Genomic DNA, 24,076 nt, shown 5'->3' with positions numbered 1-24,076 from the left:
CCGCCGGCCCGGGTACCCCGGGGTCCTTGGGCCTACGGCCGCGGTCGTAGGGCGGTGAATGTTGGGCGGTGAATGTTGGACGGTGGAGCTTGGACGGTGGAGCTTGGGCATTGGGCATTGGGCACGCGGCGGTGGGCGTTCGGTATCGGGGCTCCGGAACGTTCGGCCGCCGGGGCCTGTCCTAGGGTGCTCATCCGAGCGTGGGCTCCGGGCGAGGGCTCCGCGCACTCCGGGCCGGACACCGACGCTGCGTGCCTGCGGCAGGTACGCGAGCAGCAGCGATACGCAGCGGCAAGGCTGCCGACGCGGAGGCCCGAGAAGATGCTCCGCCTGGCGCCCGGTCTGGCCGCTGCGCCGAGCCTGGACCTCAGCCCGGTCCGTCAGGAGACACCCGGCAGGCGCAGCGGTGTGCTTCGCCCTCGCCGAGTACGGCCGTCGCCTCGGCGCACCGCTGGCGGCCCTGCGGCTGTGAGGGTCGGGCGGCATCGCCGGTCCCCGGCGCCTGCCCCGGCCTCGCCGTCCTCGGCATGCCCGCACCCCGGGCCTCGCCATCCTCGGCATGCCCGCGCCCCGGGCCTGGCGCGTGATCCGGAGAACCGGCGCGCAGGACGCGCCGAGCGCGGCTTCTGGGCATACGTCGCACACTGACCTAACATCAGACGATCCGCCCAGATGATCCTCCCGGTCCGATGCGGAAGGCTGCGCACACACCATGACGATCAGCGAGGCCCTGACGGTCGACCAGGTGATCGACCGGATGGAGCGGTTGCAGGCGACGCTCCCCGACGGGGACGGCGTCGAGGTCTTCAACAGCATGTATCTGCGGGTGACCCGGCTGGTCGCCGAGCGACTCGCCGACACCTACTTCGCCGATCCGGCGGGGATGGCCGAACTGGATGCGGTGTTCGCCGCCCGCTACCTGGAGGCGGTGGAGGCAGCCGCGAGCGGTCGGCGACCGCCGCACTGCTGGCGGCCGCTGTTCGAACTGCGCGGCCGGACGGGCATCCACCCGCTCCAGTTCGCGCTGGCGGGGATGAACGCCCACATCGAGCACGACCTGCCGTTGTCGGTGCTGGACACGTGCCTGCTGCTCGGCCACGAGCCGGAGGACGTCCGCGCCGACTACCACCGGATCAACGACGTGCTGGCACAGGTGGAGGCCGAGGTACGGGAGGAACTGCTGCCATGCCCCGACGCGGTGCACGCCGCCGACCGGCTGCTGCACGTGGTCGGCGTGTGGAGCATCGACCGGGCCCGGGACGCGGCCTGGGCCAGCGTGCTCGCGCTGTGGGAGCTGCGGCACGCACCGGTGGTGGAGGACGCGGTCGCCTGCACCCTCTCCCGTTCGGTCGGGATGGTCAGCCGGGCCCTGCTCACCCCGGTGGACTGACCGGTGGCCGCACCCTGACACACCTGGGCACCCATGGGCACCCAGCCGCACGCGACTCCTGAAACGCCGCGTCCGGCCGCACCCTCGGTGCGGCCGGACGCAGGATCGTTACGCCCGGCTACCGCCAGCCGAGCCTGTCACGCCCGGCTTGCCGTAACCACGGCTGCCGTTACCAGCTGGAGTGCAGCGGCTTGCCCTCGGCGTAGCCGGCCGCGCTCTGGACGCCGATGATCGCCTTCTCGTGGAACTCCTCCAGTGTGGAGGCGCCGGCGTAGGTGCAGGAACTGCGGACGCCCGCCACGATCGAGTCGATGAGGTCCTCGACTCCAGGGCGGGCCGGGTCGAGGAACATCCGCGAGGTGGAGATGCCCTCCTCGAACAGGGCCTTGCGGGCGCGGTCGTAGGCGGACTCGTCGGCCGTCCGGTTGCGGACGGCGCGCGCCGAGGCCATGCCGAAGCTCTCCTTGTACTGGCGGCCGTCGGCGGTGGTCTGGAGGTCCCCGGGCGACTCGTAGGTACCGGCGAACCACGAGCCGATCATCACGTTGGAGGCACCGGCGGCGAGCGCCATGGCGACGTCGCGCGGGTGCCGGACACCGCCGTCCGCCCAGACGTGCTTGCCGAGGCGGCGCGCCTCCTCGGCGCACTCGAGGACGGCCGAGAACTGCGGGCGACCCACACCGGTCATCATGCGGGTGGTGCACATCGCGCCGGGGCCGACACCGACCTTGAGGATGTCCGCACCGGCCTCGACCAGGTCGCGCACGCCGGCCGCGGAGACCACGTTGCCCGCCACGATCGGCACCTGCGGGTCCAGGCCGCGGACGGCCTGCAGCGCGCTGATCATCGACTCCTGGTGGCCGTGCGCGGTGTCGACGACGAGCACGTCGGCGCCGGCCTCCAGCAGGGCCTTGGCACGGCCGGCCACGTCGCCGTTGATGCCGACGGTGGCGGCGATCCGCAGCTTGCCGTTCGCGTCGACGGCCGGGGTGTAGAGGGTGGCGCGCAGCGCGTTGCGGCGGGTGAGGATGCCGACCAGGGTGCCGTCGGCGGCGACCACGGGGGCGAGCTTGCGGTGCCCCTCGTTGAGCTTCTCGAAGGCGGCGCGCGGGTCGATGCCCTCGTCGAGCAGCAGCAGTTCGCGGGACATCACGTCGGCGAGGCTGGTGAAGCGGTCGACACCGTGGCAGTCGCCCTCGGTGACGACGCCGACCGGGCGGCCGTCCTCGACCACGACGAGGGCGCCGTGCGCGCGCTTGGGCAGCAGCGACAGCGCGTCGGCGACGGTGTCGCCGGGGCTGAGGGTGAGGGCGGTGTCGTGCACCAGGTGGCGGCGCTTGACCCAGCCGATCACCTCGGAGACGACCTCGATCGGGATGTCCTGCGGGATGGCGACGAGGCCGCCGCGGCGGGCCACGGTCTCGGCCATCCGGCGTCCGGCGATGGCGGTCATGTTGGCGACGACCAGCGGGATGGTGGTGCCGGTGCCGTCGTGGGAGGAGAGGTCGACACCCTGCCGGGAGCCCACCGCGGAGCGGCTGGGGACCATGAAGACATCGTCGTACGTGAGGTCGTACGCGGGCTTGAGGTCATTCAGGAAACGCATGGAAGGGCTCTCTGGCTGGGCGGAAGGTACACCTCGGGCGCGGTTGCGGCTCGGCCGCGGGGCGCTCTCGGGCGCCCCGCACCCAACCGTCAATGTTCATCGATACCCCGGGTGCAAAGCCAGCTCACCCGGAAACCTTGAAGATCCACACAAGCCACCGCGACCTGCCGACGACCACGCTTGGAGGAACCTCCAGACGGTCGGCCGGACCAGGCCCCGCAGTCGCAGTTGAACGCGTTCAAATTCTCCGCCATGATGCTGCCACAAGGTCCGGGAGCATCCGGGGCCGGGCGCCGCCGTGCTCCTGCACGCCCGGCGCCGGACGAGAGGGGGGCACGTGTCCGACACGTGGAGCAGGCGTCTCGCGGCCGCCGCGGTCGCGCTGATGTGGTGGTACGAGGGCTTCTGGTGCAAGGTCTTCCCGGGCCGGGCGGACCAGCGCGCCATCGTCGAGGGCGTTCCGCTGCTGCCCGCCGGCGCGGTCACCCCGCTGCTGGTCGCCATCGGCCTCGCCGAGGTCGCGCTCGGCGTCTGGGTGCTCACCCGGCGCCGCCCGTACGCCGCCGCCGCGGTGCAGACCGCCCTGGTCGCGGGCTTCAACACGGGCGGGCTGCTGTTCGGCGCCGAGCACATCCCCGAGCCCGGGCGGCTGGTCGTGCAGGACGTCGCCTTCCTCGCCCTGATCTGGCTGGTCGCCGGCCGGAGCGCCGGAGCACGCCCTGCGCCGACCGCTGCACGGGAGGCGGTGGCGACCGCATGAGGCTCCTGCACGCAGTCGACACGCGCGCCACCGACCCGAGGGACGCCGCCCGCCGCACCACAACCCCCCGCACCGGCACCCCCTGGAGCGCAGGCCGCCTGCTCGCCGGGCCGGCCGGGCAGCCCCGCATCCTGTTCGGGCGGATGTACGAGGACCCGGCCGTGGAACTCGCCGCCTTCCCGCCCGGAGCCCGGGTGCTGTGCATCGCCTCCGCCGGCGACACCGCCGCCGCCCTCGCCGCGGCCGGCCACGAGGTCACCGCACTCGACCTCAACCCCGTCCAGCTCGCCTACGCCCGTGCCCGGTTGGAGGGCGGCGCACCCGCCCTGACCGGAACGGCCGAGCGCCTCACGGCCGTCGGCCGCCGCACCGCGAGCACCCTGCTCCCCGCCTGGCGGCCGGACGCCCTGGAACGCTTCCTGCGCCTCGACGACCCCGCCGAGCAGCGCCGCCACTGGGACTCCGTGCTCGCCGGCCCCGGCCTGCGCCTGCTCGCCGGCGCCGGGCTGCGCCCCGCCGGGGCCCTCGCCACCGCGCTGCGCCCGGGTTTCCGCTGCGCCGTCCCGCGCAGCTTCGACACCGTGCTGCTGCACCGGATCGCGGGGACGGTGTCCCGCCACCCGAACGCCGCGAACGACTGGGCCTGGCGGCTGCTGCTCGGCCGCGAACGCCCCGGCTCCGCAGCGGTGTTGGACACCGGCGGCAACACCGTCCGGCTGGTGCTCGGCGAGGTCGTGGAGCACCTGGAGCGCTCCGCGACGGGCTCGTACGACGCGGTGACGCTCTCCAACGTCCTGGACGGGCCCGGGCCGGCCTTCGCCCGCCGGCTGCGTGCCGCGGTGGAGCACGCCGTGCGGCCCGGCGGCATCGCGGTGCTGCGCAGCCTCCGCGAGCCGGGCCCGGCCGGCCCGGGGCAGGCCGCCGAGGACCGCTCGATGATCTGGGGCACCGTGCGGGTGGTCCGCATCGGGACGGCCGACGGGAGCACCCGATGAGGCATCTGCTGCAGCGCCACCCCTTCCCCATGCGGACCCGCTTCGCCCACTCGCTGGTGCTGACGTACGCGCTGCCGCCGGACCTGCTCCGGCCGCTGCTGCCGCCGGGGCTGGCCCTCGACACGTACACCGACCCGGCGGGCGCCGAGCACGCCTTCGTGGCGGCCGCCCTGGTCGACACCCGTGACCTGCGGCCCGCCCTGCTGCCGGCCGGGCTCGGCATCGACCGCATGCTCACCGGGTACCGGATCTTCACCCGCTTCCCCACCCCGGGCGGGCGGACCATGCGCGGGCTGAAGATCCTGCGCAGCGACACCGACAGCCGGGTGATGGCCCTCGGCGGCAATGTGTTCTCCCGCTACCACTACCGGCTCGCCCGGATCGGCAGCCGGGTGGTCGGCGACACCCTCGAGTTCAAGGTCGTCAGCCGGGACGGCCGTGCCGACCTGCACGTCCGCGCCGACCTGTCCGGGGCGCCGGCCGCCCTCCCCGCGGGCAGCCCGTTCGCCACGGCACGGGACGCCCGGAGATTCGCCGGCCCGCTGCCCTACACCTTCGAGTACGAGCCGCAGACCCGGTCGATGATCGTCGTCAAGGCCGTCCGGACCCGGTGGGAGCCCACCCCCGTCGCGGTGGAGCCGGTGCAGCGGCCGACCTTCTTCCAGCACGGCCCGTTCGCCGGCACCGAGCCCGTGCTCGCCAACGCCTTCCACGTCGCCGGCCTCGAGTACGGCTGGGAGGCCGGGCAGCGGCGCGGCGAGAACGGGGCGCAGCTGTGAGGCGGGCCGGGACGCCGACCACGGCGCAGCGCCCGCCGCGACCCTCCGGTGTGCGGGACGTTTTCCGCTACAACTGGCCGATGTACGCGGTGGGTTGCCTGGCCGCCGGGGCGGGTTGGGTGCTCGCCCGGCGCCTTCCGGGCCCGGCCGCGGTCGCGGCGCGGGCGGGCGCTTCGGCCGCAGCGGCACTGCTCGTGAGCAGCACCGCCGCGAGCTGGTGGGTCTACGACCGCTCCGACCTGCACTCCTTCGACTGGCTGGACGACCTGCTGCCCGACGGCCCCGGCGACCATGTCGTGGTCTCCGCCGGGCTGGACGAGGCCAGCCGTCCGCTGGCGGCCCGCCGGCCGGACGCGGCCCGGCGCGTGGTGGACCTGTACGACCCGGTGCTGATGACGGAGGGGTCGATCCGGCGGGCGCGGCGGCGGGTGCCGCCGGTCGCGGGCACCGTGGCGGGGCGGCCGGACCGGCTGCCTGCGGCGTCCGGGTCCGCGGACACGGTCTTCGTGGTGTTCGCCGCGCACGAGCTGCGGCGGGCCGCCGACCGGGAGGCGCTCTTCGCGGAGTGCGTCCGGGTGCTGCGGCCGGGCGGCCGGCTGGTCCTGGTGGAGCACCTGCGGGACGCGGCCAACACGGCGGTGTACGGCCCCGGTGCCTGGCACTTCCTCCCGCGGCGGGAGTGGCTGCGGCTGGCGGCCGGGGCCGGTCTGCGGAGTGCCGGCGAGCGGCGGATCGGCGGTCTGGTGACGGCGTTCTCCCTCGCCCGCCCGGAGGTGGCGGACGGTGGGTGAACTTCTCGGCATGGAAGGCCAGTTGCGACTGGTGGGTCTCGCCCTGGTCGCCATGGGTGCGGTGCACCTGGTGCTGCCGCGGCTGATCGGCTGGCCGACGGACCTGGCCGGCACCAGCCTGCTGACCCGCCAGGTCGCCGGTGCGCACCTGTTCTTCGTCGGGCTGACCTGTGTGCTGCTCGGCCTGTTGCCGATGTTCCTGGCGCCCGAGCTGCTGGCCGGCGGGCGGCTCGGCACGGCGCTGCTCGCCGGGCAGACGCTGTTCTGGGGCATCCGGTGGGTGTTCGAGTTCGCGGTGTTCTCGCCGAAGCTGTGGCGGGGCGACCGGCTGCGCACCACCGCGCACGTCGGGCTGTCGGTGCTGTGGACGTGGGTCACGGTGGTGTTCGCGACGGCGTTGGCGTCGGTGCTCGCCGGGTGACTCCCGGCCACGGAATCGGGTGGCACCGGGCAGTGCGCAGGTCGGTTCAGGACGCGGGTCGGTTCAGGACGCGGGTACGGCGGCCTCCGTGCGGTCGGTCACCGACACCACGCCGTCGACCGAGCGGCAGAGCCGCACCACCAGCGGCGCCAGCAGGGGCGGTTCGATGACACCGCTGAGGACGACCCGTCCCTGCACGACCTCCACGCCCACCCGGGCCGGGCTCACCCCGTCGACCCGGCCGAGCACCTCCTCGACGATCTCCCGGTGGATCAGCCGGTCCTCGCGCAGGAACACCCGCAGCAGGTCGCCGCGGCTGACCATGCCCACCAGGCGGCCGTCCTCGTCCACCACCGGCAGCCGCTTCACCCGGTGCCTGGTCATCAGCCGGGCCGCCGCCACCACGCTCGCCCCCGGGGTGGTGCACACCACCGGCCCGGACATCAGCTCCCCGGCGGTGACCGCGGCACCGTCCGCCCCGGCGGGGCCATCGGCGGGCCAGGTCTCCGCCGGGCCGGACACGGGCGGGTCGTCGTCGTCCTGGGCGGCCAGGGTGCGCAGCAGGTCCGCCTCGGACACGATGCCCACCGGCCGGTCGGCGGAGTCCACCACCGGCACGGCCGTGATGTCGAACTCGGCCAGCACCGCCACGATCTCCCGGAACCCGGTCTCCGGCGCGACCCGTACGACATGCCGCGTCATCACCGACTCCACCGCACGGTGTCCCATGACCGCCTCCCTGCTGTCCGTACCCCGATCCTTGCCCGACCCCGCCCCCGCGCGGTAGGGGCCAAGGACCTGTTTGGATGCGGACGATTCTGTTCCGGCAGCGGACGGGGCGGGTTCCGCGGGCGTCAGTCGGGCAGCAGGACGGCGACGCCCGTGATGCGGTCGGCGGCCAGGTCGGCGAGGGCCTCGGGGGCGCGGCTCATCGGGTAGCGGCGCACGTGCACGGTGGGCGGGTGTGCGGCGGTCTCGGTGAGGTAGGCGCGGCCGTCGGCGCGGGTGTTGGCGGTGACGCTGCGCAGCGTGCGCTCCTGGAAGAGGTACTGGCGGTAGTCGAGGCGGGGGATGTCGGTGAGGTGGATGCCCGCGATCGCCAGGGTGCCGCCGCGGTCGAGGGCGGCGAGGGCGACCGGGACGAGGTCGCCGACCGGGGCGAACAGGATGGCGGAGTCGAGCGGCTCGGGCGGGCTGTCGTACGCGCCGCGGGCGGAGGCGGCGCCGAGGTCCTGGGCGAGCCGGCGGGCCTCGTCGGAGCGGGTCAGGACGTGGACGCGGGCGCCGCGGGCCAGGGCGAGCTGGGCGGTCAGGTGCGCGGACGCCCCGAAGCCGTACAGGCCGAGGCGACCGCCGGGCGGGAGTTCGGCCCGCTCCAGTGCGCGGTACCCGATGATGCCCGCGCACAGCAGCGGGGCGAGTTCCTCGTCGGGCGGGCCCTCGGGGAGGCGGTAGGCGTAGTCGGCGTCGACGACGGCGTGGCCGGCGTAACCGCCGGGGACGTCCCAGCCGGTGTAGCGGGAGTCCGGGCAGAGGTTCTCGCGGCCGGCCAGGCAGTACCGGCAGACCCCGCAGGTGCCGGCCAGCCAGGCGGCGCCGACCCGGTCACCCTCGGTGAACCCGGCGGCCTGCGGGCCGGCGCGCAGCACCCGTCCGACGATCTCGTGGCCGGGCGGGCAGCCGGGCAGGCGCGGCGGGAGGTCGCCCTCGGCGAGGTGCAGGTCGGTGCGGCAGACGCCGCAGGCCCTGACCTCGAGCAGCAGGCCGCGCGGGCCGAGCGGTTCCAGCGGCCGTTCCACCCGGCGCAGCGGGCGTTCGGCGGCCGGGGCGGGGTGGTCGACGACCCAGGCGGTGGTGGTCCCGGTGGTCGTCCCTGGTGCGGCAGCCATCGGCTGTGGCCTCCCGTCGGCACGGCCTCCCGGCGGATCGGCCGGGCGGCGGACACGGTGCGGCTTCCGTCTCCAGCATGCACCGCGGCCGGTCCGGGCAGGTACCGCAGCCACCGTGCCGAAACGGGTCCGGGACGGGTCCGAGACGGGCCGGGTGCGCCGTCCGGGGCGGCGAGGGCGGCCACCGAGCGTGGCGGGGTGCCGGTGGGGCCGGTTGGAGAGACGCTTGAGTCCGAAGCCGGCGGCAGGAGGAGGCGTACCATGCGCACCCACTTCCCCGGCCGCCGCGGGCATTCCCGGTGGCGGCGACTGGTGGTGCATCTGCGGCTTGCGGTCGGCGCGGACGCCGGACCGCTGTGGCGGCCGGTGGACCGGTCCCGGAGCCGGGCCCTGCTGGCGGCATGGCTCGCCATGGTCATGGCGGCGGTCGGCGCGGGCGCGGCGGCACTGTTGCTGTACTGGTCGGCGCAGGGTGACGCGGCCCGGGCGGCCGCCAAGCTGCACCGGGTACCGGCGGTGGTGCGGACCGAGCCGCAGCAGGCGGACCTGACCGCCTCGGGCGCCCCGGCGGGCGGGTACCGGGCGCAGGCGACCTGGACGTACCCGGCCGGACACACGGTGACCGACGAGACGGCGGTGCCGAGTACCGCCTCGCCGGGATCGAAGGTGCTGGTGTGGGTGGACGATGCCGGCCGGGCAGCGACCGGGCCGCGGTCCACCTCGGACATCGTGGCGACCACCGGGTTCATCGTGCTGGGCGGCTGGGCGGGTGTGGCGCTGGCCTGCTCGGTGGCGTACAGCGTGCGGCGCAGCCGGCTCCAGCGGCGGGCCGAGGAGGAGTGGCAGACCGACTGGGCGGTGGTCGAGCCGACCTGGACGGGCCGCGCGGGCGGCCGCAACGGCTCTGCGGACTGAAATGCGGGGGTCATCGGTCAGGAGCTGACCTGGACCTGATCGGGCCCCCTTGCACAGTTCCCCGCGTCCCTGAGGGGCCGATCCGCGCCCCTGACGGGCTGACCCGTCTCTGATCGGTCGGTGTCAGAGGCGGCGGAGGACGGCGACGACGCGGCCGAGGATGGTGGCGTTCCCGGCGGGGATGGGGTCGTAGGCGGGGTGGTGGGCGATCAGCCAGGTGCGGAGGCCGTCGGACTTGAGGCGTTTGACGGTGGCCTCGCCGTCGATCATGGCGGCGACGATGTCGCCGTTCTCGGCGACGGGCTGGCGGCGGACCGCGACCAGGTCGCCGTCGCGGATGGCTGCGCCGGTCATCGAGTCGCCCCGGACGGTGAGGGCGAACACCTCGCCGTCGCCGACGAGTTGCCGGGGCATCGGCAGCACGTCCTCGATGTCCTGGTCGGCGGGGATGGGTTCGCCGGCGGCGATCCGGCCGACGAGCGGGACGTCGACGGTGCCGGTCGGCCGGGTCCGGGGTTCGGCCGCGCTGTCCTGGCGGACGCGGTAGGCGCGGGGGCGCCGCGGGTCCTGGTAGAGGACTCCCTTGGCCTCGAGTCGGCGGATCTGGTGCGCGACCGAGGAGGTGCTGCTCAGTCCGACGGCCTCGCCGAGTTCCCGCATCGACGGCGGGTAGCCGCGGCGGGCCACGGTGTCCCGGATCGCCGCGACGACTGCGCGCTGCCGGTCGGTCAGTCCGTCGCCGCCGGGGCGGCCGCCCGGTGGCCGGCCCGGGTGTCCTTCCTTCGGTGCCGGCATGCTGACCCCCTGATCGTCCCGGTCGCGGCAAGGCGGCGGCGCGCTTGCGCCGTACGACGATTCGATCACCTTTTCTCCGCAAACGGAATTCCTGATGGCGGATCGGCTGCCGGCCGGAGCGCCCGGCGACCCCGGGCGGGTGGCCGCGGGGTCGCCGTTCCGCCCGGGGGCGGGGTCAGTTGATGTGCACGGGCGGGTTGCCCGTCCGGCTGGTGTCAGTGACGGGTCCGTAGGCGGCGGAGAAGTAGCCGTCGGCGGGACACAGGCTCGAACCGCTGCTCTTGGCGAAGTGTTCGTTGCGGAAGGAGAGGCTGTGGGCGGTGTTGTCGGCGCTTCCGGTGAAGTCGCCGCTGAGCCGGTAGGTGCAGGTCAGGGTGCCGAACCAGGTACTCAGTACGGCGGTGGCCTCGATCGGCCCGGTCGGACCGGCGGTGAGGGCGACGGGGAGTCCGGCGGAGTCGGCGACCGAGACGGTGTAGGGGAGGTTGCCGACGGTGAGGCTCTTCACTGCGGTGACGCCGGTGACGTTGCTGGTACAGGAGCTGAAGGCCATTCCGGTCAGGGACTCGGTGGCGGTGCCGGGTGCGTCGGGATTGGTGAGCACGGTGGCGGTGAACTGCGAGGCTCCGCAGGTGACTCCGGTGGTGCTGGTCGCGGTCGAGTAGAAGGTGGCGCGGGTGCCCGTGGTGAGCGGTGCGGCGAGCACGTCGCCCGCGGCGACCGCGGCGCCGTCGGGTCCGCCGGCGGTCAGGACGGGCACGGCGGCGGGCGCGGCCGGCGGGCCGGGCACGGCGGGTGCGGCGGAGGCGGGGAGGGCGCCGACGGCGACGGCGGCAGCGGCGGTGATCAGGGCCAGGCAGCTGGACGGACGCATGGGAGGGCCTCTTCCTCGGTGAGGGGGTTCGAGAAGACGCACGTTCACTGCTCCGGACCGGTCGGGGGCACCGGGAGGGGAGCTCCCTTCGTTGTAGATCCATGGCTGTACACCGTCAAGGCTGCTCGCACGACGTGTTGACGATTCGTCAGCAAGAGCCCGGCGCTGCGGGCGCGGAGTACCGGCGGAAATGCCGCTGAGCAGCGGCAGGCGCTCTGGTAGCGTCGTCCGGCCGGCCGCGGGACTCCGGTGCGACTTCCGGAAGGCGCCTCTACAGCGATGATTCGCAGTTCGTGCCCCCATTCCCCGGCCGGCATCCACACCGATGGGGGGCGAGCCATGGAGACCCTGGGCGATCTGGTCGCCGCCGAGGACGTGCTGCTGTTCGTGAACGCGGCCGTGACGGCGACCGGCCAGCGCGAGTTCCACGCGGACGCGGCCGAGCAGCGCCTCTCGCTGGACTTCCTGCACGCGTACATGCTGGGCAACTACCGCGAGCTGTACGCCGCGGTGCTGGCCCTGGACATCAACGACCACAATGCCGCGCTGATCGTGCGCCGGCTGCTGGAGAGCTCGCGGGAGGCCACCGGGGAGCAGCGCCGCACCGAGGGCCGGCTGATCGCGCGGCGGCTGGCGCTGCTGCCGCCGCAGCGGGTGTACCGGCTGTTCGGCGAGCTGCGGCGGGCGAGGGTGAACAACCGGCGGACGCGGGCGCTGATCCGCGACTGGGTGGCGGCGCGGCCCGATCCGGTGCTGGACGCGGTGAAGTACCGGGGCGGTTTCCGTACCGCGCTGCGCCACGCGCACCTGGTGCCGGCCGTGCCGGAGCTGGGTGACTTCGCGTTCGGCGGCGGCGGGCACCGCGGGCGCTCGTTCGAGGAGCCGCTGCTGGACACCTGGCGGCGGGCCCACTACGAGAAGTCGGCGGTGTACGAGCTGCCGTACACGGTCGCCGAGGGTTTTGCGGCGAAGCACGGCATTCCGCGGGCGGCCTTCCTGGAGCGGATCGCGCCGCGGATGACCCGGCTGGAGCTGCTGCGGCTGCAGGAGTCCGCGCGGGAGGCGGGGGCGTCGGCCGTGCGGGCCGACCTGGGCCGGATGCCGCTGACCAGGCTGGCCTCCTACGTGCTGGGGCTGCCGCTCGCCGAGCGGGCCGAGCGGCGCATTGAGCTGACGGCGGCCCTGGAGGCGGCTGCCCGGCGCACCGCCGGTGCGGAGCGGGGCACCTGGGGCCGGGTCGCGGCGGTGCTCGACGACAGCTTCTCCTCGTACGGCTCCGGGCAGAAGCGGCGCCGTCCGCTGGCGGTGGCGCTGGCCTGCCACCACCTGCTGGGCGCACTGGCCGGCGAGTACACGGCGCTGTGGACGTCGGGCCGCCGGGATGCGCTGCTGGTCAGGCCGTCCGGGCCGACGCCGCTGGGGCGGCGGATCGTGGACGCGCTGGAGACCGCGCCGGAGCGGCTGGTGATCGTGTCGGACGGCTGGGACAACGCGCCGCCCGGCCTGGCCGCCGAGGTGCTGCGGGTGTGGCGCACCCGGCTGGACCCGGCGGGCGCGACCCGGATCGTGCACCTCAACCCGGTGTACGACGCGGACGGCTTCGACGTGCGCCGGCTCGCGCCGGGTGTCCCGACCGCGGGCATCCGGGACGCCGAGGACCTGGCGCCGCTGGTCGGGATCGCCCGCTTCGCCGAAGGCCGGACGGGCCTGGCCGAGCTGACCGCGCACCTGGCCGCCCGGACGGAGGCGTTCCTGGCCGGCGGTGGCCGGAGCACGGGCGGCGGCCGGAGCACGGGCGGCGACCGGGCCGCGTACGGCACGCCGCCGCGACAGGAAGGGGAGCTGCGATGACCGCGTCGGACCTGACCGTGCTGGACCCGGCCGGCCTGGCCACCCGGCCGGCCCAGGTGTGGGGCGGCGTGCGGCTGGTGCCGCTGGTGCGGGAGGAGCCGATCGCCGATCTGCGGCTGCACCGCCGGCTGTACGGCGACACGCACGCCTCGGTGAACCTGGGGCAGGGCGAGCGGTACACGGCGTACGTGCCGCACGGCTTCGTCGCGGACTGGACGTCCGACGGTTCGGCGGCCGCGTACGGCACCTCGCTGGGCGAGCAGGTGCCGCCGAGGGTGCCGGTGCGGTCGCACAGCCGGCTGGCCCTGAAGGAGTCCTCGACCCGGCTGCGGTTCCTGCCTCTGCACCTGGCGCTGGAGGGCTATCTGGCGCTGCACTTCGGCGGGCCGACGGTGGTGTGGGAGGAGTGGTCGCAGCGGGCGGTGCGGGCCGGGCTGTCGCCGCGGGCGGAGGAGGCGTACCGGGGTGCGCACGTCCGCGGGCTGGCGGAGGCGCTGCGGGTGTTCGAGATCCACCCGGGCCAGTGCGGGGTGGTGCTGTACGTGGCGGACGCGCTCGCCGCGGCGTTCGCGGTGCCGCACCCGGAGGACTACCGGGCGCTGCATCCGACGCTGGTGCTCGACCTGTTCGGCGAGCTGATCCACCACTACGCCCTGCTGTCCGCGCCGGTGCCGGACTTCCGGGCGGAGATCCCGGGCCCGGGCATCCGTTCGCTGGCCGACCTGCGGGCGGCGGCCCGGGAGCAGGAGCGGGCGTGGGCGGAGTTCCACGACTCGACGATGGCCGGGTCCGTGTTCGGTGCCGAGGTGCGGATGCGGAAGGTGCACCGGATGGGCCGGTTCACGCTGGGCCGGTTCCTGCCGGAGTTCCGTCCGGGCCGGGAGAACCACATCGGCGAGACGATCACCGACGAGTCCGGCCGGATCGCCTATCTGAAGACCTTCCGGCTCTCGGAGGCGCAGGTCCGCCGCGGGTACCTGCTGGACACGCTGGCCGCGCACGACTGGCACCTGGCCTCGGCGGCGGCTGCGCTGGGCATCACCGAGGCGCAGCTGGGGCTGCGGCTGGAGGCGGCCGGGTTCGGGGCGCTGCTGCGGCAGGACGTGCTGGACCGCTACCGCCGGCAGGTCCGGACGGGTCAGGCGGCGGCGAGCCGGCGGCCTTCCTCGAGGTAGCGGGTGAGGGCGTCGGCGCCGCCGAGTTCGCGGACGGTGCGGGCGGCTCCGAACGGGGCGTTCCAGAACGGGCCGCTGCGCGGGGTGTGCGGGCCGACGTAGGCGTAGGGCTCGGGCTGGTAGCCGTCGCCGGCGGAGACGCCGTAGTTGACCTCGTCCAGGGTGATGCCGATGTCGAAGTGCTCGGGCCAGAGCACCGGCTCCGCGTCGGGGGCGAGGCGGCGCAGGGCGGTGTCGCCGGCGCCCAGGCAGTGGGCGATCCACTGGGCGGCCTGCGGGTCGGCGTCGACGGGGTCGTCGGGGTCGGCGCCGGAGCCGTCGTGGTAGAGGCCCTCGGGCGGTCCCGGCTCGACGCCGACGGCGGCCGCGAGGGCGGCGCAGGTGGTGCGCTGCAGGGCGAGCCGGTGTCCGGGTGCCATCAGTTCGCCGCCGATGACCTGGAGGAACGGCTCGGCACTGGTGGCGAAGCCGCCTGGGTAGGCCCGCAGCCTGATGGTGCCGCTGGCCCGGTACTGCGGCCCGGCGAGCACCGTCTCGGCGACGGCGTGCAGGGCACGTCGGGTGCGGACGACCGTGTCGATGTCCATGCCTTCATGGTGGCCTGCGGTGGCCGGGGCGGCACAACCCGTCGTCCGTGGCCAGGTGTCGACAGGTCGATGAGGCGACATGTCGCCGGGACGCCGTGTGCAACGGCGTCCCGGCGGCGGTTCAGCGTGCCGCGCGGCGGCGGCGCAGCAGCAGGATCGCGGCGGCCGCGGCCGCTGCGACGACGGCTGCCGCGGCGGCGAGCACACCCGTCCAGGCGCTGTCGGTGCCGGCGGCAGCGACCTCGACCGTCGCGGTGGCCTGCTTGCCGGAGGCGGCGGGTGCGGGCGTGCCGGTGGCGGTGGAGGACGGGACGGGTGCGACCGGTCCGCTGCTGGGGGCGGTGCCGGGGACGGCGGTGACGTCGAGCTGGGCCTCGCCGCGGCCGAGCGCGGGGAAGCCGGATTCGACGGTCACCTTCCAGTGTCCGGGCGGAAGTTGGAGGGCGGTGGTGTAGGTGCCGGTCTTGCCGGCGACGGCGACGAGCGGCCAGGGGCCGACGGCGCGGCCGTCGGCGGCGACGGCGTTGAGCGTGCCGGCGATCTTCTCGTCGACCGGGTCGTGGTCGTTCTCCCAGGTGGCGACGGCGGTGATGTGGCCGTCGACCAGGCCGGAGACGGCGAAGGCGATGGTGTCGCCGTGCGCGCCGGCGGGCTGGGCCGTGCCGAGCACGGTCAGGCCGGTGAGGGCGGTGGCGGCGGCGAGGGTGCGCAGGCGCATGGCGGTGGCTCCTGGTCGGGCCGGCGGGGCGGGAGGGTCGGTTCCCGCCCCGCCGGGTCCTGGGGCGCCTCGTCAGGAGGCGGGCTGGATGGTCCAGTTCTGGTAGGACTGGCCGTTGGGCTGCTGCAGTTCCAGCAGCCAGCCGCCGTAGTACCAGCGCTTGCTCGTGCCGAGGACCAGCGAGGAGCCCTTGGCGGTGAGCGCGTAGCCGCTGCCGGCGGAGTCGACCTTCCACTTCTGGCTGTCGACGGAGGAGCAGGGCTGCTGCATCACGTACTGGCCGGCGACGGCCTGGCCGCCGATCTGCAGGCACTTGTCGGAGCGGGCGGAGCGGATCTGCAGGTAGCCGTCACCGGCGTCCTCGAACAGCCACTGCTGGTTGGAGTAGCCGTGGCGCTGGTAGCCGATGAGCACGGCGCCGTCGCGGGTGGAGCCGCCCCACATGTCGGCGGCCTGGCCGGTGAGGCTGTTGAGCATCAGGTACCGGGTGCCGGGCTTGGTGGGGCCGGGGCCGGCCGCCTTGGCGGTGCGGAAGGCGGTGGTGCGGCCCGGCTTGGCGGTCTTGCCGGACGCGTCCTTGACCGCGACGGCGACCTTGTACTCGGTGTCGGGCTTCAGGTTGACCAGGCGGACGACGGTGGAGGTGACGGTCGCGATGGTGCGGCCGTTCAGCTGCAGCTCGTAGCCGGCGGCGCCGGTGGCGGCGGCCCAGCTGAGCACCGCCGAGTTCGGGGTGATCTGGCCGACGGTCACCTTGGGGCCGGTGGTCGTGGTCGACGTCGGGCTGGGGCTGGGCGTCGGGTTCGAGCCGGTCGGGCTGGGGCTCGGGCTGGGCGACTTGGTCGGGTTCGGCGTCGTCGGGCTCGGGCTGGGCGACTTGGTCGGGTCGGGGTTGGGGTTGGTGCCGCCGTTCGCGAACAGGAACTGGTTGTTGGCGATGTTCCAGTGCGTGGTCAGGTAGCTGCCCGGCTGCGGGTTGGTGTTGAAGTAGTCGTCGTGGTTGCAGTCGAGCCGCTCGTCCTCGGCGCGGTTCGGGCAGAGGGTCTGCATCTTGGGGTAGTACGGCGAGTCGGAGTAGCACATGATGTCCCACTCGTCGACGCAGTGCGCGCCCTTGCTGGTGTGCGGGGCGCTGTTGTTGACGGCGCCGAGGTTGTGGCCGAGCTCGTGGGCCGCGGTGGAGCCGCCCCAGCAGCCGTTGTCGGTGCGGCCGTACGAGGGGCCGAAGTTGGACAGGTTGTCCTGGCCGGGGCGCTCGTCGCCGTTGAAGGTGCCGATGCCGCAGTAGACCTTCGCGTCGGCGAAGATCATGTACTTGCGGTCCTTGCGGTTGAAGCCCTGTGCGGCGAGCGCCTTGTTGCTGGCGCCGAACTCCTGGAGGGAGGAGGCGGACAGCTCGACGTTCAGCACGGACGCGGTGCAGTCGGACTCGGTGACGAAGCGGATGTGCCGGACGCCGCCGGTCTCCTGGGCGCTCGCGTTGTAGATGGTGTCGGTGTCCGCGGCCCACTTCTTGAAGGAGGCGAGGTACTCGGCGAACCGGTCGTTGCCCGGGGCGTGGACGTACAGCACCTGGACGCGGTTGCCGGTCGAGCCGTCGCCCTCGCAGACCACCTTGGAGCCTTCGGCCGCGGCCCCCGCTCCGGCCGAGGGGGTGCCGGCGGCGGGCGTGGCGGAGCCGCCGAGGGACTTGCCGGTCTGCACGTCCAGGACCGGCGGCGCGTCGCTCAGCAGGTCGGCGGAGGACGGCGGCGCGGCGGCCGCGGTCGGCGCCAGGTCGGCGGGCTTGGCGGTGGTCGCAACCGCGGGCGCGGTGTCCTTGTGGACGTCGATGCCCTTCGGCGGAGCGTCCGGGCCGTGGCTGCACAGGCCTTCGTCGTTGACCTTGTAGCTACCGACGCAGCGCTCACCGCTGGCCGCGGGCACGAGGCCGCCGTAGACGAGACCGCGGGCCGGGTCGTCCTTGGGTATGGAGGTGACCGGGGTCGGCTCGTCCTGGTAGAGCGGGGCGGCGGCGGGCGAGGGCTCCAGCTCCTGGGCGATCGCCGCGTCCGCGGAGGTGCGGAGCGGCTTGTTGCCCTCCATCACGGAGCCGATGGTGAAGGCTCCCGCGATCAGTCCCGCGGTGACGGCGGTTGCGGTGAACATCAGTCCACGGCGATTGCGGCGACGGTGCGACGCTTTCCTGTGTGACATGTGTCTCTCCTCGTCGGCCGGTGGGGTGTGGTGCTTGCCGACACATGGGAGATCCGTGGGGCGCCAGGGGATAACAGGAATCTCAAACGTTTTTTCGGAGTTTTCTTTCGACGGACCGTCAGGAGTGCGACGATCGGCCTCGTTGACGGACCGTCCGAGTACGGAGGAAGAGGAGATCCGAGTGGACGAGCGACAGGTGGCGGCGTACCTGGACCGGATCGGCGCGCGACGCCCCGAGCGGGCGGACGCTGCGGCGCTGCGCGAGCTGCAGCGGGCGCACCTGGCCGCGGTGCCGTTCGAGAACCTGAGCGTGGTGCTGGGCGAGCCGATCGTCCTGGAGCCGGACGCGCTGTGGGCGAAGATCGTGGAGCGGCGGCGCGGCGGCTTCTGCTACGAGCTCAACGGCGCCTTCGCCGCGCTGCTGGAGGCGCTCGGCTTCCGGGTGGAGCTGCTGTCGGCCCGGGTGTTCGGGAAGGAGGGCCGGGTCGGGCCGCCCTTCGACCACATGGCGCTGCGGGTCGAGCTGGACGGGCCGTGGCTGGCGGACGTGGGCTTCGGGCGGTTCAGCCACAATCCGCTGCGGCTCGACCGCACCGGCCCGCAGGCCGACCCGGCCGGGGAGTTCACCCTGGCCGGGCACGGCGACGGCGGGCTGGACGTCGTGATGGACGGCGATCCGCAGTACCGGCTGGACCTGCGCCCGTACGCGCTGGCGGACTTCTCCCCCACCTGCTGGTGGCAGGCCACCTCGCCGGACTCGCACTTCACCCGGTCGACGACCTGCTCGCGGCTGGCGCCCGAGGGGCGGATCACGCTCGCCGGCACGCGGCTGATCCGCACCGGTCCGGACGGCTCCCGCCGCGAGGAGCAGCTGTCCGAGGCGCAGGCGCTCGCCGCGTACCGCGAGCACTTCGGGATCGCGCTGGAGGAGCTGCCGGTGGTCAGCGCACTGCCGCGACCAGTGCGTCGCTGACCGACCGCCAGGCGGGGCCGGCCTCCCGGAAGCCGGCCTCGACCAGGCGGGCGGCGTGCCACTCGGCGGGGTGGCTGTCGCCGTCGGCGTGGCTGCCGTGGATCGCGAACCGGGCCGCCACGGCGTCGGCCAGGGCCGGGTCGTCGGCCGCGGCCTTCCACCAGCCCTCCCAGTCCAGGACGCCTTCGGCGCGCTCCCGCTCCTGCCGGGTGCGCTCGAAGGCGGCGTGGGCGGCGTTGAGCAGCGGGGTGCCGGTCTGCGGCATGTGGTCGGCGTTGAGGAAGAGGCCGCCGGGGCGGATCAGCGGCACCAGGTCGCGGTAGAGGCGCAGCAGCCGGTCGGTGGACAGCCAGTGCAGTGCGGTGGCGGTGAGCACCGCGTCGTAGGGGCCGCCGCCACCGGGCAGCCGCTGCGCCCAGTCGGGGTCGTTGAGGTCGGCGGTGACCAGGGTGAGGCGCGGCTCGTCGGCGAAGTGGCCGCGGGCGATGGCGAGCAGTGCCGGGTCGACGTCGACTCCGGTGGAGACGGCCGCGGGGAAGCGGGCGAGCAGCCGTTCGCTGATCGAGCCGGTGCCGCAGGCCAGGTCGAGGAGACGGGGTGCGGGGCCGGCGGTGGCCTCCACGAGGTCGAGCATCACCCGGAACCGCTCCTCGCGGTCGGGCAGGTACCACTCCTGCTGGCGGTCCCAGCTGCGCTGCCAGTCGTCCCAGGTCTGCACGGTCCACCTCTGCCTGTAATTGGCCGATTTCCCTAGCGGTTATTACGCTAGCCCCGGTCCAGTAACCATCACAAGGCAGGTGCAGGTATTACTTTTCGCCCCGCGTCCGGCCGCTCCCGTAGCATTCGCCGGTACAAGCGGCGCAACGAGGGAAGCAGCAGCAGTCATGACGGCGGGCCCGGACACCCAGACCCAGATCAGGACCGAGCAGGATCAGGCGGCCGAGGAGGACATCGACCACGGCCCGGGCATCGACCCGGAGCGGCTGGCCCTGTGCCTGGACGTGCTCGCCGAGCTCGACGACCTGCACGTGGACCACCCGGACGCGATCACCGTCCGCAAGGCGGTCGGCGGCATCTTCCGCACGCTCAAGCAGCGCCGCCGCCAGGAGACCCGCGCCCGCAAGACCGCCAACGACCGGCTGGTCACCTCGCGCACCGCGACCGGCGCACCCGGCCGGATCGACGACGAGACGGCCGGCGCCTTCGGCCTGATCACCGAGACCACCACCGAAATCGCCGGGATACTCGAGCGCCCCCGCTCCTGCTACACCTGCAAGCAGCGCTACGTCGAGGTCGACGCCTTCTACCACCAGCTGTGCCGCAGCTGCGCCGCGCTCAACCACGCCCGCCGCGCCGCGCGGGCGGACCTGACCGGACGGCGCGCCCTGCTCACCGGCGGCCGTGCCAAGATCGGCATGTACATCGCGCTCTGCCTGCTGCGGGACGGCGCGCACACCACCATCACCACGCGCTTCCCCAACGACGCCATCCGCCGCTTCAAGGCGATGCCGGACAGCGACAAGTGGATCCACCGCCTGAAGATCATCGGCATCGACCTGCGCGACCCGGCCCAGGTCATGGCGCTGGCCGACGAGGTCGCCGCGGACGGCCCGCTGGACATCCTGATCAACAACGCGGCGCAGACCGTCCGCCGGCCCCCCGAGTCCTACCGGGAACTCGTCGCCGCGGAGTCGGCCCCGCTGCCCGCGGGCGAACTGCCCTCCTCCACCGTCATCGGCCGCTTCGGCAGCGGCAGCGTCGACGTCCCGGCGCTGCCCGGCCAGGCCACCGGCAACAGCGACCGGATCAGCGCCGAGGACGTCACCTCCCTCGCCCTGGTCACCGGCTCCGCCTCGCCCGCCCGGATCGAGGCCGGCACCGCCATCGACGCCGGCGGGCTCGTCCCCGACCTCTCCCCCACCAACAGCTGGGTGCAGACCGTCGAGGAGGTCGGCCCGATGGAGCTGCTGGAGGTGCAGCTCTGCAACTCCACGGCGCCGTTCATCCTGATCAGCCGGCTGCGGTCGGCGATGGCCGCCTCCGCCGCCCGGCGCAAGTACATCGTCAACGTCTCCGCCATGGAGGGCGTCTTCAGCCGCGGCTACAAGGGCGCGGGCCACCCGCACACCAACATGGCCAAGGCCGCGCTGAACATGCTCACCCGCACCAGCGCCGAGGAGATGTACCGGACCGACGGCATCCTGATGACCGCCGTCGACACCGGCTGGATCACCGACGAGCGGCCGCACCCCGACAAGATGCGCCTGCACGACGAGGGCTTCCACGCCCCGCTCGACCTCGTCGACGGCGCCGCCCGGGTCTACGACCCGATCGTCCGCGGCGAGCTCGGCGAGGACCTGTACGGCTGCTTCCTCAAGGACTACTCCAAGGCGGCCTGGTGACCGCAGGCCCGGGCGCCGGAGGCCCGATCATCGGTGCGGGGGTGATCGTGCCCACCACCGACGGCCGGGTCCTGATCGGCCGCCGCACCACCGCCGGGGAGCCGCCCACCTGGAGCCTCCCCGGCGGCAAGGTCGACGGCACCGGCGAGTCCTTCGAGGAGGCCGCCGCCCGCGAACTCGCCGAGGAGACCGGCATCGTGCTCCCCGCCGACGCGATGCGGGTGCTCGCCGTCCTGCTCGACCACGAGCTCGGCCGGCCCCGGCTGACCGCCGCCGTACTGGCCCCGCCCAGCGACGCCCCGGCGTACGTCACCGAGCCGCACAGCTGCGCCGGGTGGGAGCGGTTCGCCGTGGACGAGCTGCCCGAGCCGATGTTCCACCCCTCGGGGCTGGTGCTCGCCCGCTGGCTGCCCGACTACCCGGGGCCGGCCGGCGCACACGCCTACCCGCTGGCCGCGCGCTGAACTCCCGCCCCGCTCAGGGCCGCTGCCGACGGACCAGCAGCACGAAGGTCCGGGCGTAGGCGGTACCCGCCTCCGGCCGCGGCCAGTCCAGGGCCAGCAGCGCCTTGGACGCCTGCTCGTGCAGTTCGCCGTCGACCCGGACCTCGGCGGTCTCCTCGCCGGCCCCGCCGCCGAACAGCAGCGAGACACCGACCAGTCGGTCCCGGGCGAAGCCGTCCGCGAAGGCCCCGGCGAGCCGCGGCAGGACGGGGCGGTTCAGCATCCAGTCCTGGACGGCGTTGTGGCGCTCGCCCGAGCCCCAGGCCACGATACCGCCGTGCACGGCGTGCCAGCCGGGCAGCCCGTCCGCGTCGTCCGGGTGCAGGTGGCCGGCGAACCGGCCGTTGTGGGCGAGGAGTTCGAGGACGGTGACACCCGCGGTCGCGGCCCACACCTCGACCGCGCGGCGCGCCGCGGGCTCCGAGGACGCCCCGAACCCGGCGACGCAGTCGGTCACCGCGCCGGCCTCCGGGCGGGACGCGTCCAGGAGGACGGTGAGGTCGAGGTGGGCAGGGCCGTCGCCGTGCAGTGCGGCGGGCACCACGGCGATCGTGCCGGGCCCGGTGGCCGCACCCGGCCCGGCCGTCCAGCGGTCGCCGCTGATCTCCGTCAACTGCTCGGCCACCAGGGCGAGTACCGCCTCCTCGGTGGGCGGAGCAGTGTCGCTGTGCCGATTGCGGGAGGCTGCGGAGGAGCCGCGCCACCAAGATCCCAACCCCATGGCGCCCACCGTAGCGGCGCCGCCGCCCCGCCCGCCACAGGAACGGCGATCACGGTTCCGGCGGCGGTGCGGGACACGTCGCCACAGGCAACGGGGCACCCGAGGGGCACTGCCGGGCGGGTGGGGCCGCCCGGCAGCAGGGGGTGGTGGAGCGGACGGGCGGGTCAGGGCTTGTAGGTCACATCGGCCGCGGTGTAGAGGCAGTTGGTGCCGTCCGGTCCGCTGCCGGCCTCCTTGGGCTCGCCCGAGGTGACGCCCGTGAAGCGCTGGCAGACCGTGATCTTCCTGCTGCTGTCGCCGACGACGGTCAGGCGGGTGATCCTCGCGGTGTCGCCCAGGTTGGAGTTGATGCCGACGATCTTCTTGCCGGGGGTGGTGGCGATCACGTTGTCGATGACGACGTGCCGCGGGTACTGCGTCTTGCAGTTGCCGCAGGAGCGGTAGAGCTTGCCGAAGTCCTCGACCCGGAAGTTCTTGATGACGAAGGTGCCGGGGCCGTTGTGCTGGAAGACCTTGTCCGCCGCGCCGCGCGCACCGCCGCCGTCGACCGTCATCACCTGGGCGGCCGAGGTGCCCTTGAAGGTGGCGGCGTCCTCGCCGACGTTCTCCCACCACACGTTCCGCAGGGTGCAACTGCCCTTGCAGTGCACGCCGTCGGCGGCCGGGTCGCCGAGGATCACGTTCTGGAGCACGGCGCCGTCGGCGAGTTCGAACATCGCGGGCTGGCTCTCCGACTGACCGCCGGTGCCCAGGGCGCCCTTGCCGACGAAGCGCTTGCCGCCGCCGTCGAAGAGCTTGGCGACCTGCTGGGTCGAAGTCAGCGGCACGTCGGCGCCCTGCGGGGTCGGCCAGGCCGGCACGGCACCGGTCCCGGTCCCACCGGTGGCGGTGGCCGTGGCGGTCGGCTTGCCGGTGGCCGTCGCCGTGGGCTTCGCCGTCGCGCTCGCGCCGGGCTTGGCGATGGCGCTCGCCGTGGGGGTCGGCGCGGTGCCGGCCGTCTTGAACGCCCAGCGCTTGGCCGCCGCCGAGTCGCAGGAGTTCTGCTGCACCGGGGCACCGGCGGCGGTGGAACCGTCCTTGACCGCAAGGCACTTGCCGCTGCCGGCGTTCACCACGCGGAAGCCGCCCTCGACGGCCGTCACCGTCCAGCGCTGCGAGGCGGCCGCATCGTCGCACGCCTCCTGCTGCACGGCCGCACCCGCACCGGTCTTCGCGTCACGGACGCCCGCGCAGGCACCGCCGTGCGCGGCCACCAGCCGGAAGCCGCCGCCGGAGGCGGTCAGCGTCCAGGTCTGCGCCTGGCCGCCACAGCCCGCCTGGGTCAGCTGCACACCGTCCGCGCCGGCGGTCGGCGGCGCCTGCAGGCACAGCCCGCTCGCGGCGTTCACCAGGGTGTAGGCGGTGCCGGGGGTCGGCGCCGGTGCGGCCGCGTCCGCGCCGGCCCACAGGCCGCCCGCGATGCCGGCGGTCATCAGGGCGGCCACGCCGCCCAGGGCCGCGATCCTGCCGCGCTTGGGGCGTATCGCTCGCTTGCTCACGTCTCACGAATCCTTGGCAACTGTCGGTACAGGGAAGGCGCGTACCCCGGGAACTCCGGAGCCGCTCGACACCGGAACGCCGCGCCCGACGGCCCGACGGCCCGGTGTCTGCCCCCTGGTTGCCGCCCGCCGGCGGAAGGTTGCCGAAAGAAGGAAGGTTTTTGACGAGCCGTCCGGAGACCGGTCGGCCGGGGCCG

General features: G+C 74.2%; 23 protein-coding genes. 12 read left to right on the top strand and 11 right to left on the bottom strand.

Annotation, left to right across the window (positions count from 1 at the left end; genetic code table 11):
* Positions 1-712 precede the first annotated feature (712 nt).
* Complete coding sequence (locus ACQ614_RS30960; protein ID WP_431682238.1) at positions 713-1,390, top strand: DUF5995 family protein; 678 nt, start codon at positions 713-715, stop codon at positions 1,388-1,390.
* Positions 1,391-1,559: 169 nt separating this feature from the next.
* On the opposite strand, the gene ACQ614_RS30955 is transcribed toward ACQ614_RS30960, so the two are convergent.
* Positions 1,560-2,996, bottom strand: a complete 1,437-nt coding sequence (locus ACQ614_RS30955) for a GuaB1 family IMP dehydrogenase-related protein (RefSeq protein ID WP_431682236.1) — start codon at positions 2,994-2,996, stop codon at positions 1,560-1,562.
* 337 nt (positions 2,997-3,333) lie between these two features.
* Between ACQ614_RS30955 and ACQ614_RS30950 the strand changes: the two genes are divergently transcribed.
* The 5 genes from ACQ614_RS30950 to ACQ614_RS30930 are packed head-to-tail and all read left to right on the top strand — an operon-like array spanning position 3,334 to position 6,742.
* Complete coding sequence (locus ACQ614_RS30950; protein WP_431682234.1) at positions 3,334-3,756, top strand: DoxX-like family protein; 423 nt, start codon at positions 3,334-3,336, stop codon at positions 3,754-3,756.
* Positions 3,753-4,751 carry a DUF3419 family protein gene (locus ACQ614_RS30945; RefSeq protein WP_431682233.1) on the top strand — a complete coding sequence of 333 codons (999 nt, stop codon included), beginning with the start codon at positions 3,753-3,755 and terminating at the stop codon, positions 4,749-4,751. Before ACQ614_RS30950 ends, ACQ614_RS30945 begins: the two co-directional genes overlap by 4 nt.
* Positions 4,748-5,530 (top strand): DUF2071 domain-containing protein, encoded by a 783-nt coding sequence (locus ACQ614_RS30940; RefSeq protein WP_431682231.1) that lies wholly within the window; start codon positions 4,748-4,750, stop codon positions 5,528-5,530. The genes ACQ614_RS30945 and ACQ614_RS30940 overlap by 4 nt, the downstream gene beginning before the upstream one ends.
* A 50-nt stretch (positions 5,531-5,580) precedes the next feature.
* Entirely contained in the window at positions 5,581-6,321 is a 741-nt protein-coding gene (locus tag ACQ614_RS30935) for a class I SAM-dependent methyltransferase (RefSeq protein WP_431682230.1), read from the top strand.
* Positions 6,314-6,742 (top strand): hypothetical protein, encoded by a 429-nt coding sequence (locus tag ACQ614_RS30930; protein ID WP_431682229.1) that lies wholly within the window; start codon positions 6,314-6,316, stop codon positions 6,740-6,742. The genes ACQ614_RS30935 and ACQ614_RS30930 overlap by 8 nt, the downstream gene beginning before the upstream one ends.
* 63 nt (positions 6,743-6,805) lie before the next feature.
* On the opposite strand, the gene ACQ614_RS30925 is transcribed toward ACQ614_RS30930, so the two are convergent.
* The gene (locus ACQ614_RS30925; protein ID WP_431682228.1) at positions 6,806-7,471 is read right to left on the bottom strand and encodes a CBS domain-containing protein; all 666 of its coding nucleotides are present in this window, start codon (positions 7,469-7,471) and stop codon (positions 6,806-6,808) included.
* Positions 7,472-7,596: 125 nt separating this feature from the next.
* A complete protein-coding gene (locus ACQ614_RS30920) occupies positions 7,597-8,631 on the bottom strand; it encodes a zinc-dependent alcohol dehydrogenase family protein (protein ID WP_431682227.1) in 1,035 nt (344 codons plus the stop codon).
* A 261-nt stretch (positions 8,632-8,892) separates the two neighbouring features.
* Between ACQ614_RS30920 and ACQ614_RS30915 the strand changes: the two genes are divergently transcribed.
* Positions 8,893-9,546 carry an Rv1733c family protein gene (locus tag ACQ614_RS30915; RefSeq protein WP_431682226.1) on the top strand — a complete coding sequence of 218 codons (654 nt, stop codon included), beginning with the start codon at positions 8,893-8,895 and terminating at the stop codon, positions 9,544-9,546.
* Between the two features lie 123 nt (positions 9,547-9,669).
* Here the strand turns inward: ACQ614_RS30915 and lexA are convergent, their stop codons facing one another.
* Complete coding sequence (gene lexA / locus ACQ614_RS30910; protein ID WP_431682224.1) at positions 9,670-10,341, bottom strand: transcriptional repressor LexA; 672 nt, start codon at positions 10,339-10,341, stop codon at positions 9,670-9,672.
* A gap of 175 nt (positions 10,342-10,516) precedes the next feature.
* Positions 10,517-11,215 (bottom strand): Tat pathway signal sequence domain protein, encoded by a 699-nt coding sequence (locus tag ACQ614_RS30905; protein ID WP_431682222.1) that lies wholly within the window; start codon positions 11,213-11,215, stop codon positions 10,517-10,519.
* A 339-nt stretch (positions 11,216-11,554) separates the two neighbouring features.
* On the opposite strand from ACQ614_RS30905, the gene ACQ614_RS30900 reads away from it, so the two are divergent.
* Positions 11,555-13,066 carry a hypothetical protein gene (locus ACQ614_RS30900; protein WP_431682220.1) on the top strand — a complete coding sequence of 504 codons (1,512 nt, stop codon included), beginning with the start codon at positions 11,555-11,557 and terminating at the stop codon, positions 13,064-13,066.
* On the top strand, positions 13,063-14,241 hold the full coding sequence (locus ACQ614_RS30895) for an ARPP-2 domain-containing protein (protein WP_431682219.1): 1,179 nt from the start codon (positions 13,063-13,065) through the stop codon (positions 14,239-14,241). The genes ACQ614_RS30900 and ACQ614_RS30895 overlap by 4 nt, the downstream gene beginning before the upstream one ends.
* Here ACQ614_RS30895 and ACQ614_RS30890 read toward each other — a convergent pair.
* The 3 genes from ACQ614_RS30890 to ACQ614_RS30880 all read right to left on the bottom strand — a co-directional run bounded on the left by ACQ614_RS30890 (position 14,205) and on the right by ACQ614_RS30880 (position 17,694).
* The gene (locus ACQ614_RS30890; protein ID WP_431682218.1) at positions 14,205-14,828 is read right to left on the bottom strand and encodes a hypothetical protein; all 624 of its coding nucleotides are present in this window, start codon (positions 14,826-14,828) and stop codon (positions 14,205-14,207) included. The two genes, ACQ614_RS30895 and ACQ614_RS30890, sit on opposite strands and share 37 nt — an antisense overlap.
* 121 nt (positions 14,829-14,949) lie before the next feature.
* Positions 14,950-15,546, bottom strand: a complete 597-nt coding sequence (locus tag ACQ614_RS30885) for a hypothetical protein (RefSeq protein WP_431682217.1) — start codon at positions 15,544-15,546, stop codon at positions 14,950-14,952.
* Positions 15,547-15,618: 72 nt separating this feature from the next.
* Positions 15,619-17,694 carry an RICIN domain-containing protein gene (locus ACQ614_RS30880; protein ID WP_431682216.1) on the bottom strand — a complete coding sequence of 692 codons (2,076 nt, stop codon included), beginning with the start codon at positions 17,692-17,694 and terminating at the stop codon, positions 15,619-15,621.
* A 229-nt stretch (positions 17,695-17,923) separates the two neighbouring features.
* Here ACQ614_RS30880 and ACQ614_RS30875 point away from each other — a divergent pair, with 229 nt between their 5' ends.
* Positions 17,924-18,715, top strand: coding sequence for an arylamine N-acetyltransferase family protein (locus ACQ614_RS30875; RefSeq protein WP_431682215.1), 792 nt, complete (start codon positions 17,924-17,926; stop codon positions 18,713-18,715).
* Here the strand turns inward: ACQ614_RS30875 and ACQ614_RS30870 are convergent.
* Positions 18,684-19,433: a class I SAM-dependent methyltransferase gene (locus ACQ614_RS30870; protein ID WP_431682214.1), complete on the bottom strand. Its 750-nt coding sequence runs from the start codon at positions 19,431-19,433 to the stop codon at positions 18,684-18,686. The two genes, ACQ614_RS30875 and ACQ614_RS30870, sit on opposite strands and share 32 nt — an antisense overlap.
* Positions 19,434-19,599: 166 nt before the next feature.
* Between ACQ614_RS30870 and ACQ614_RS30865 the strand changes: the two genes are divergently transcribed.
* Together ACQ614_RS30865 and ACQ614_RS30860 are read left to right on the top strand one after the other, a co-directional pair.
* Entirely contained in the window at positions 19,600-21,117 is a 1,518-nt protein-coding gene (locus ACQ614_RS30865) for an SDR family NAD(P)-dependent oxidoreductase (RefSeq protein WP_431682213.1), read from the top strand.
* Complete coding sequence (locus tag ACQ614_RS30860) at positions 21,114-21,581, top strand: NUDIX domain-containing protein (protein ID WP_431682211.1); 468 nt, start codon at positions 21,114-21,116, stop codon at positions 21,579-21,581. The genes ACQ614_RS30865 and ACQ614_RS30860 overlap by 4 nt, the downstream gene beginning before the upstream one ends.
* Positions 21,582-21,594: 13 nt before the next feature.
* Here the strand turns inward: ACQ614_RS30860 and ACQ614_RS30855 are convergent, their stop codons facing one another.
* The gene (locus ACQ614_RS30855; RefSeq protein ID WP_431682210.1) at positions 21,595-22,341 is read right to left on the bottom strand and encodes a DUF6348 family protein; all 747 of its coding nucleotides are present in this window, start codon (positions 22,339-22,341) and stop codon (positions 21,595-21,597) included.
* 164 nt (positions 22,342-22,505) lie between these two features.
* Entirely contained in the window at positions 22,506-23,879 is a 1,374-nt protein-coding gene (locus tag ACQ614_RS30850) for a pectate lyase (RefSeq protein WP_431682208.1), read from the bottom strand.
* Positions 23,880-24,076: the final 197 nt, after the last annotated feature.

It is taken from the genome of Kitasatospora dryopteridis (genome assembly GCF_050749075.1).
Taxonomy (GTDB): Bacteria; Actinomycetota; Actinomycetes; order Streptomycetales; family Streptomycetaceae; genus Kitasatospora.
Note: the sequence above shows the minus strand (reverse complement) of the source record. Positions and strands in the feature narration are given on the sequence as shown.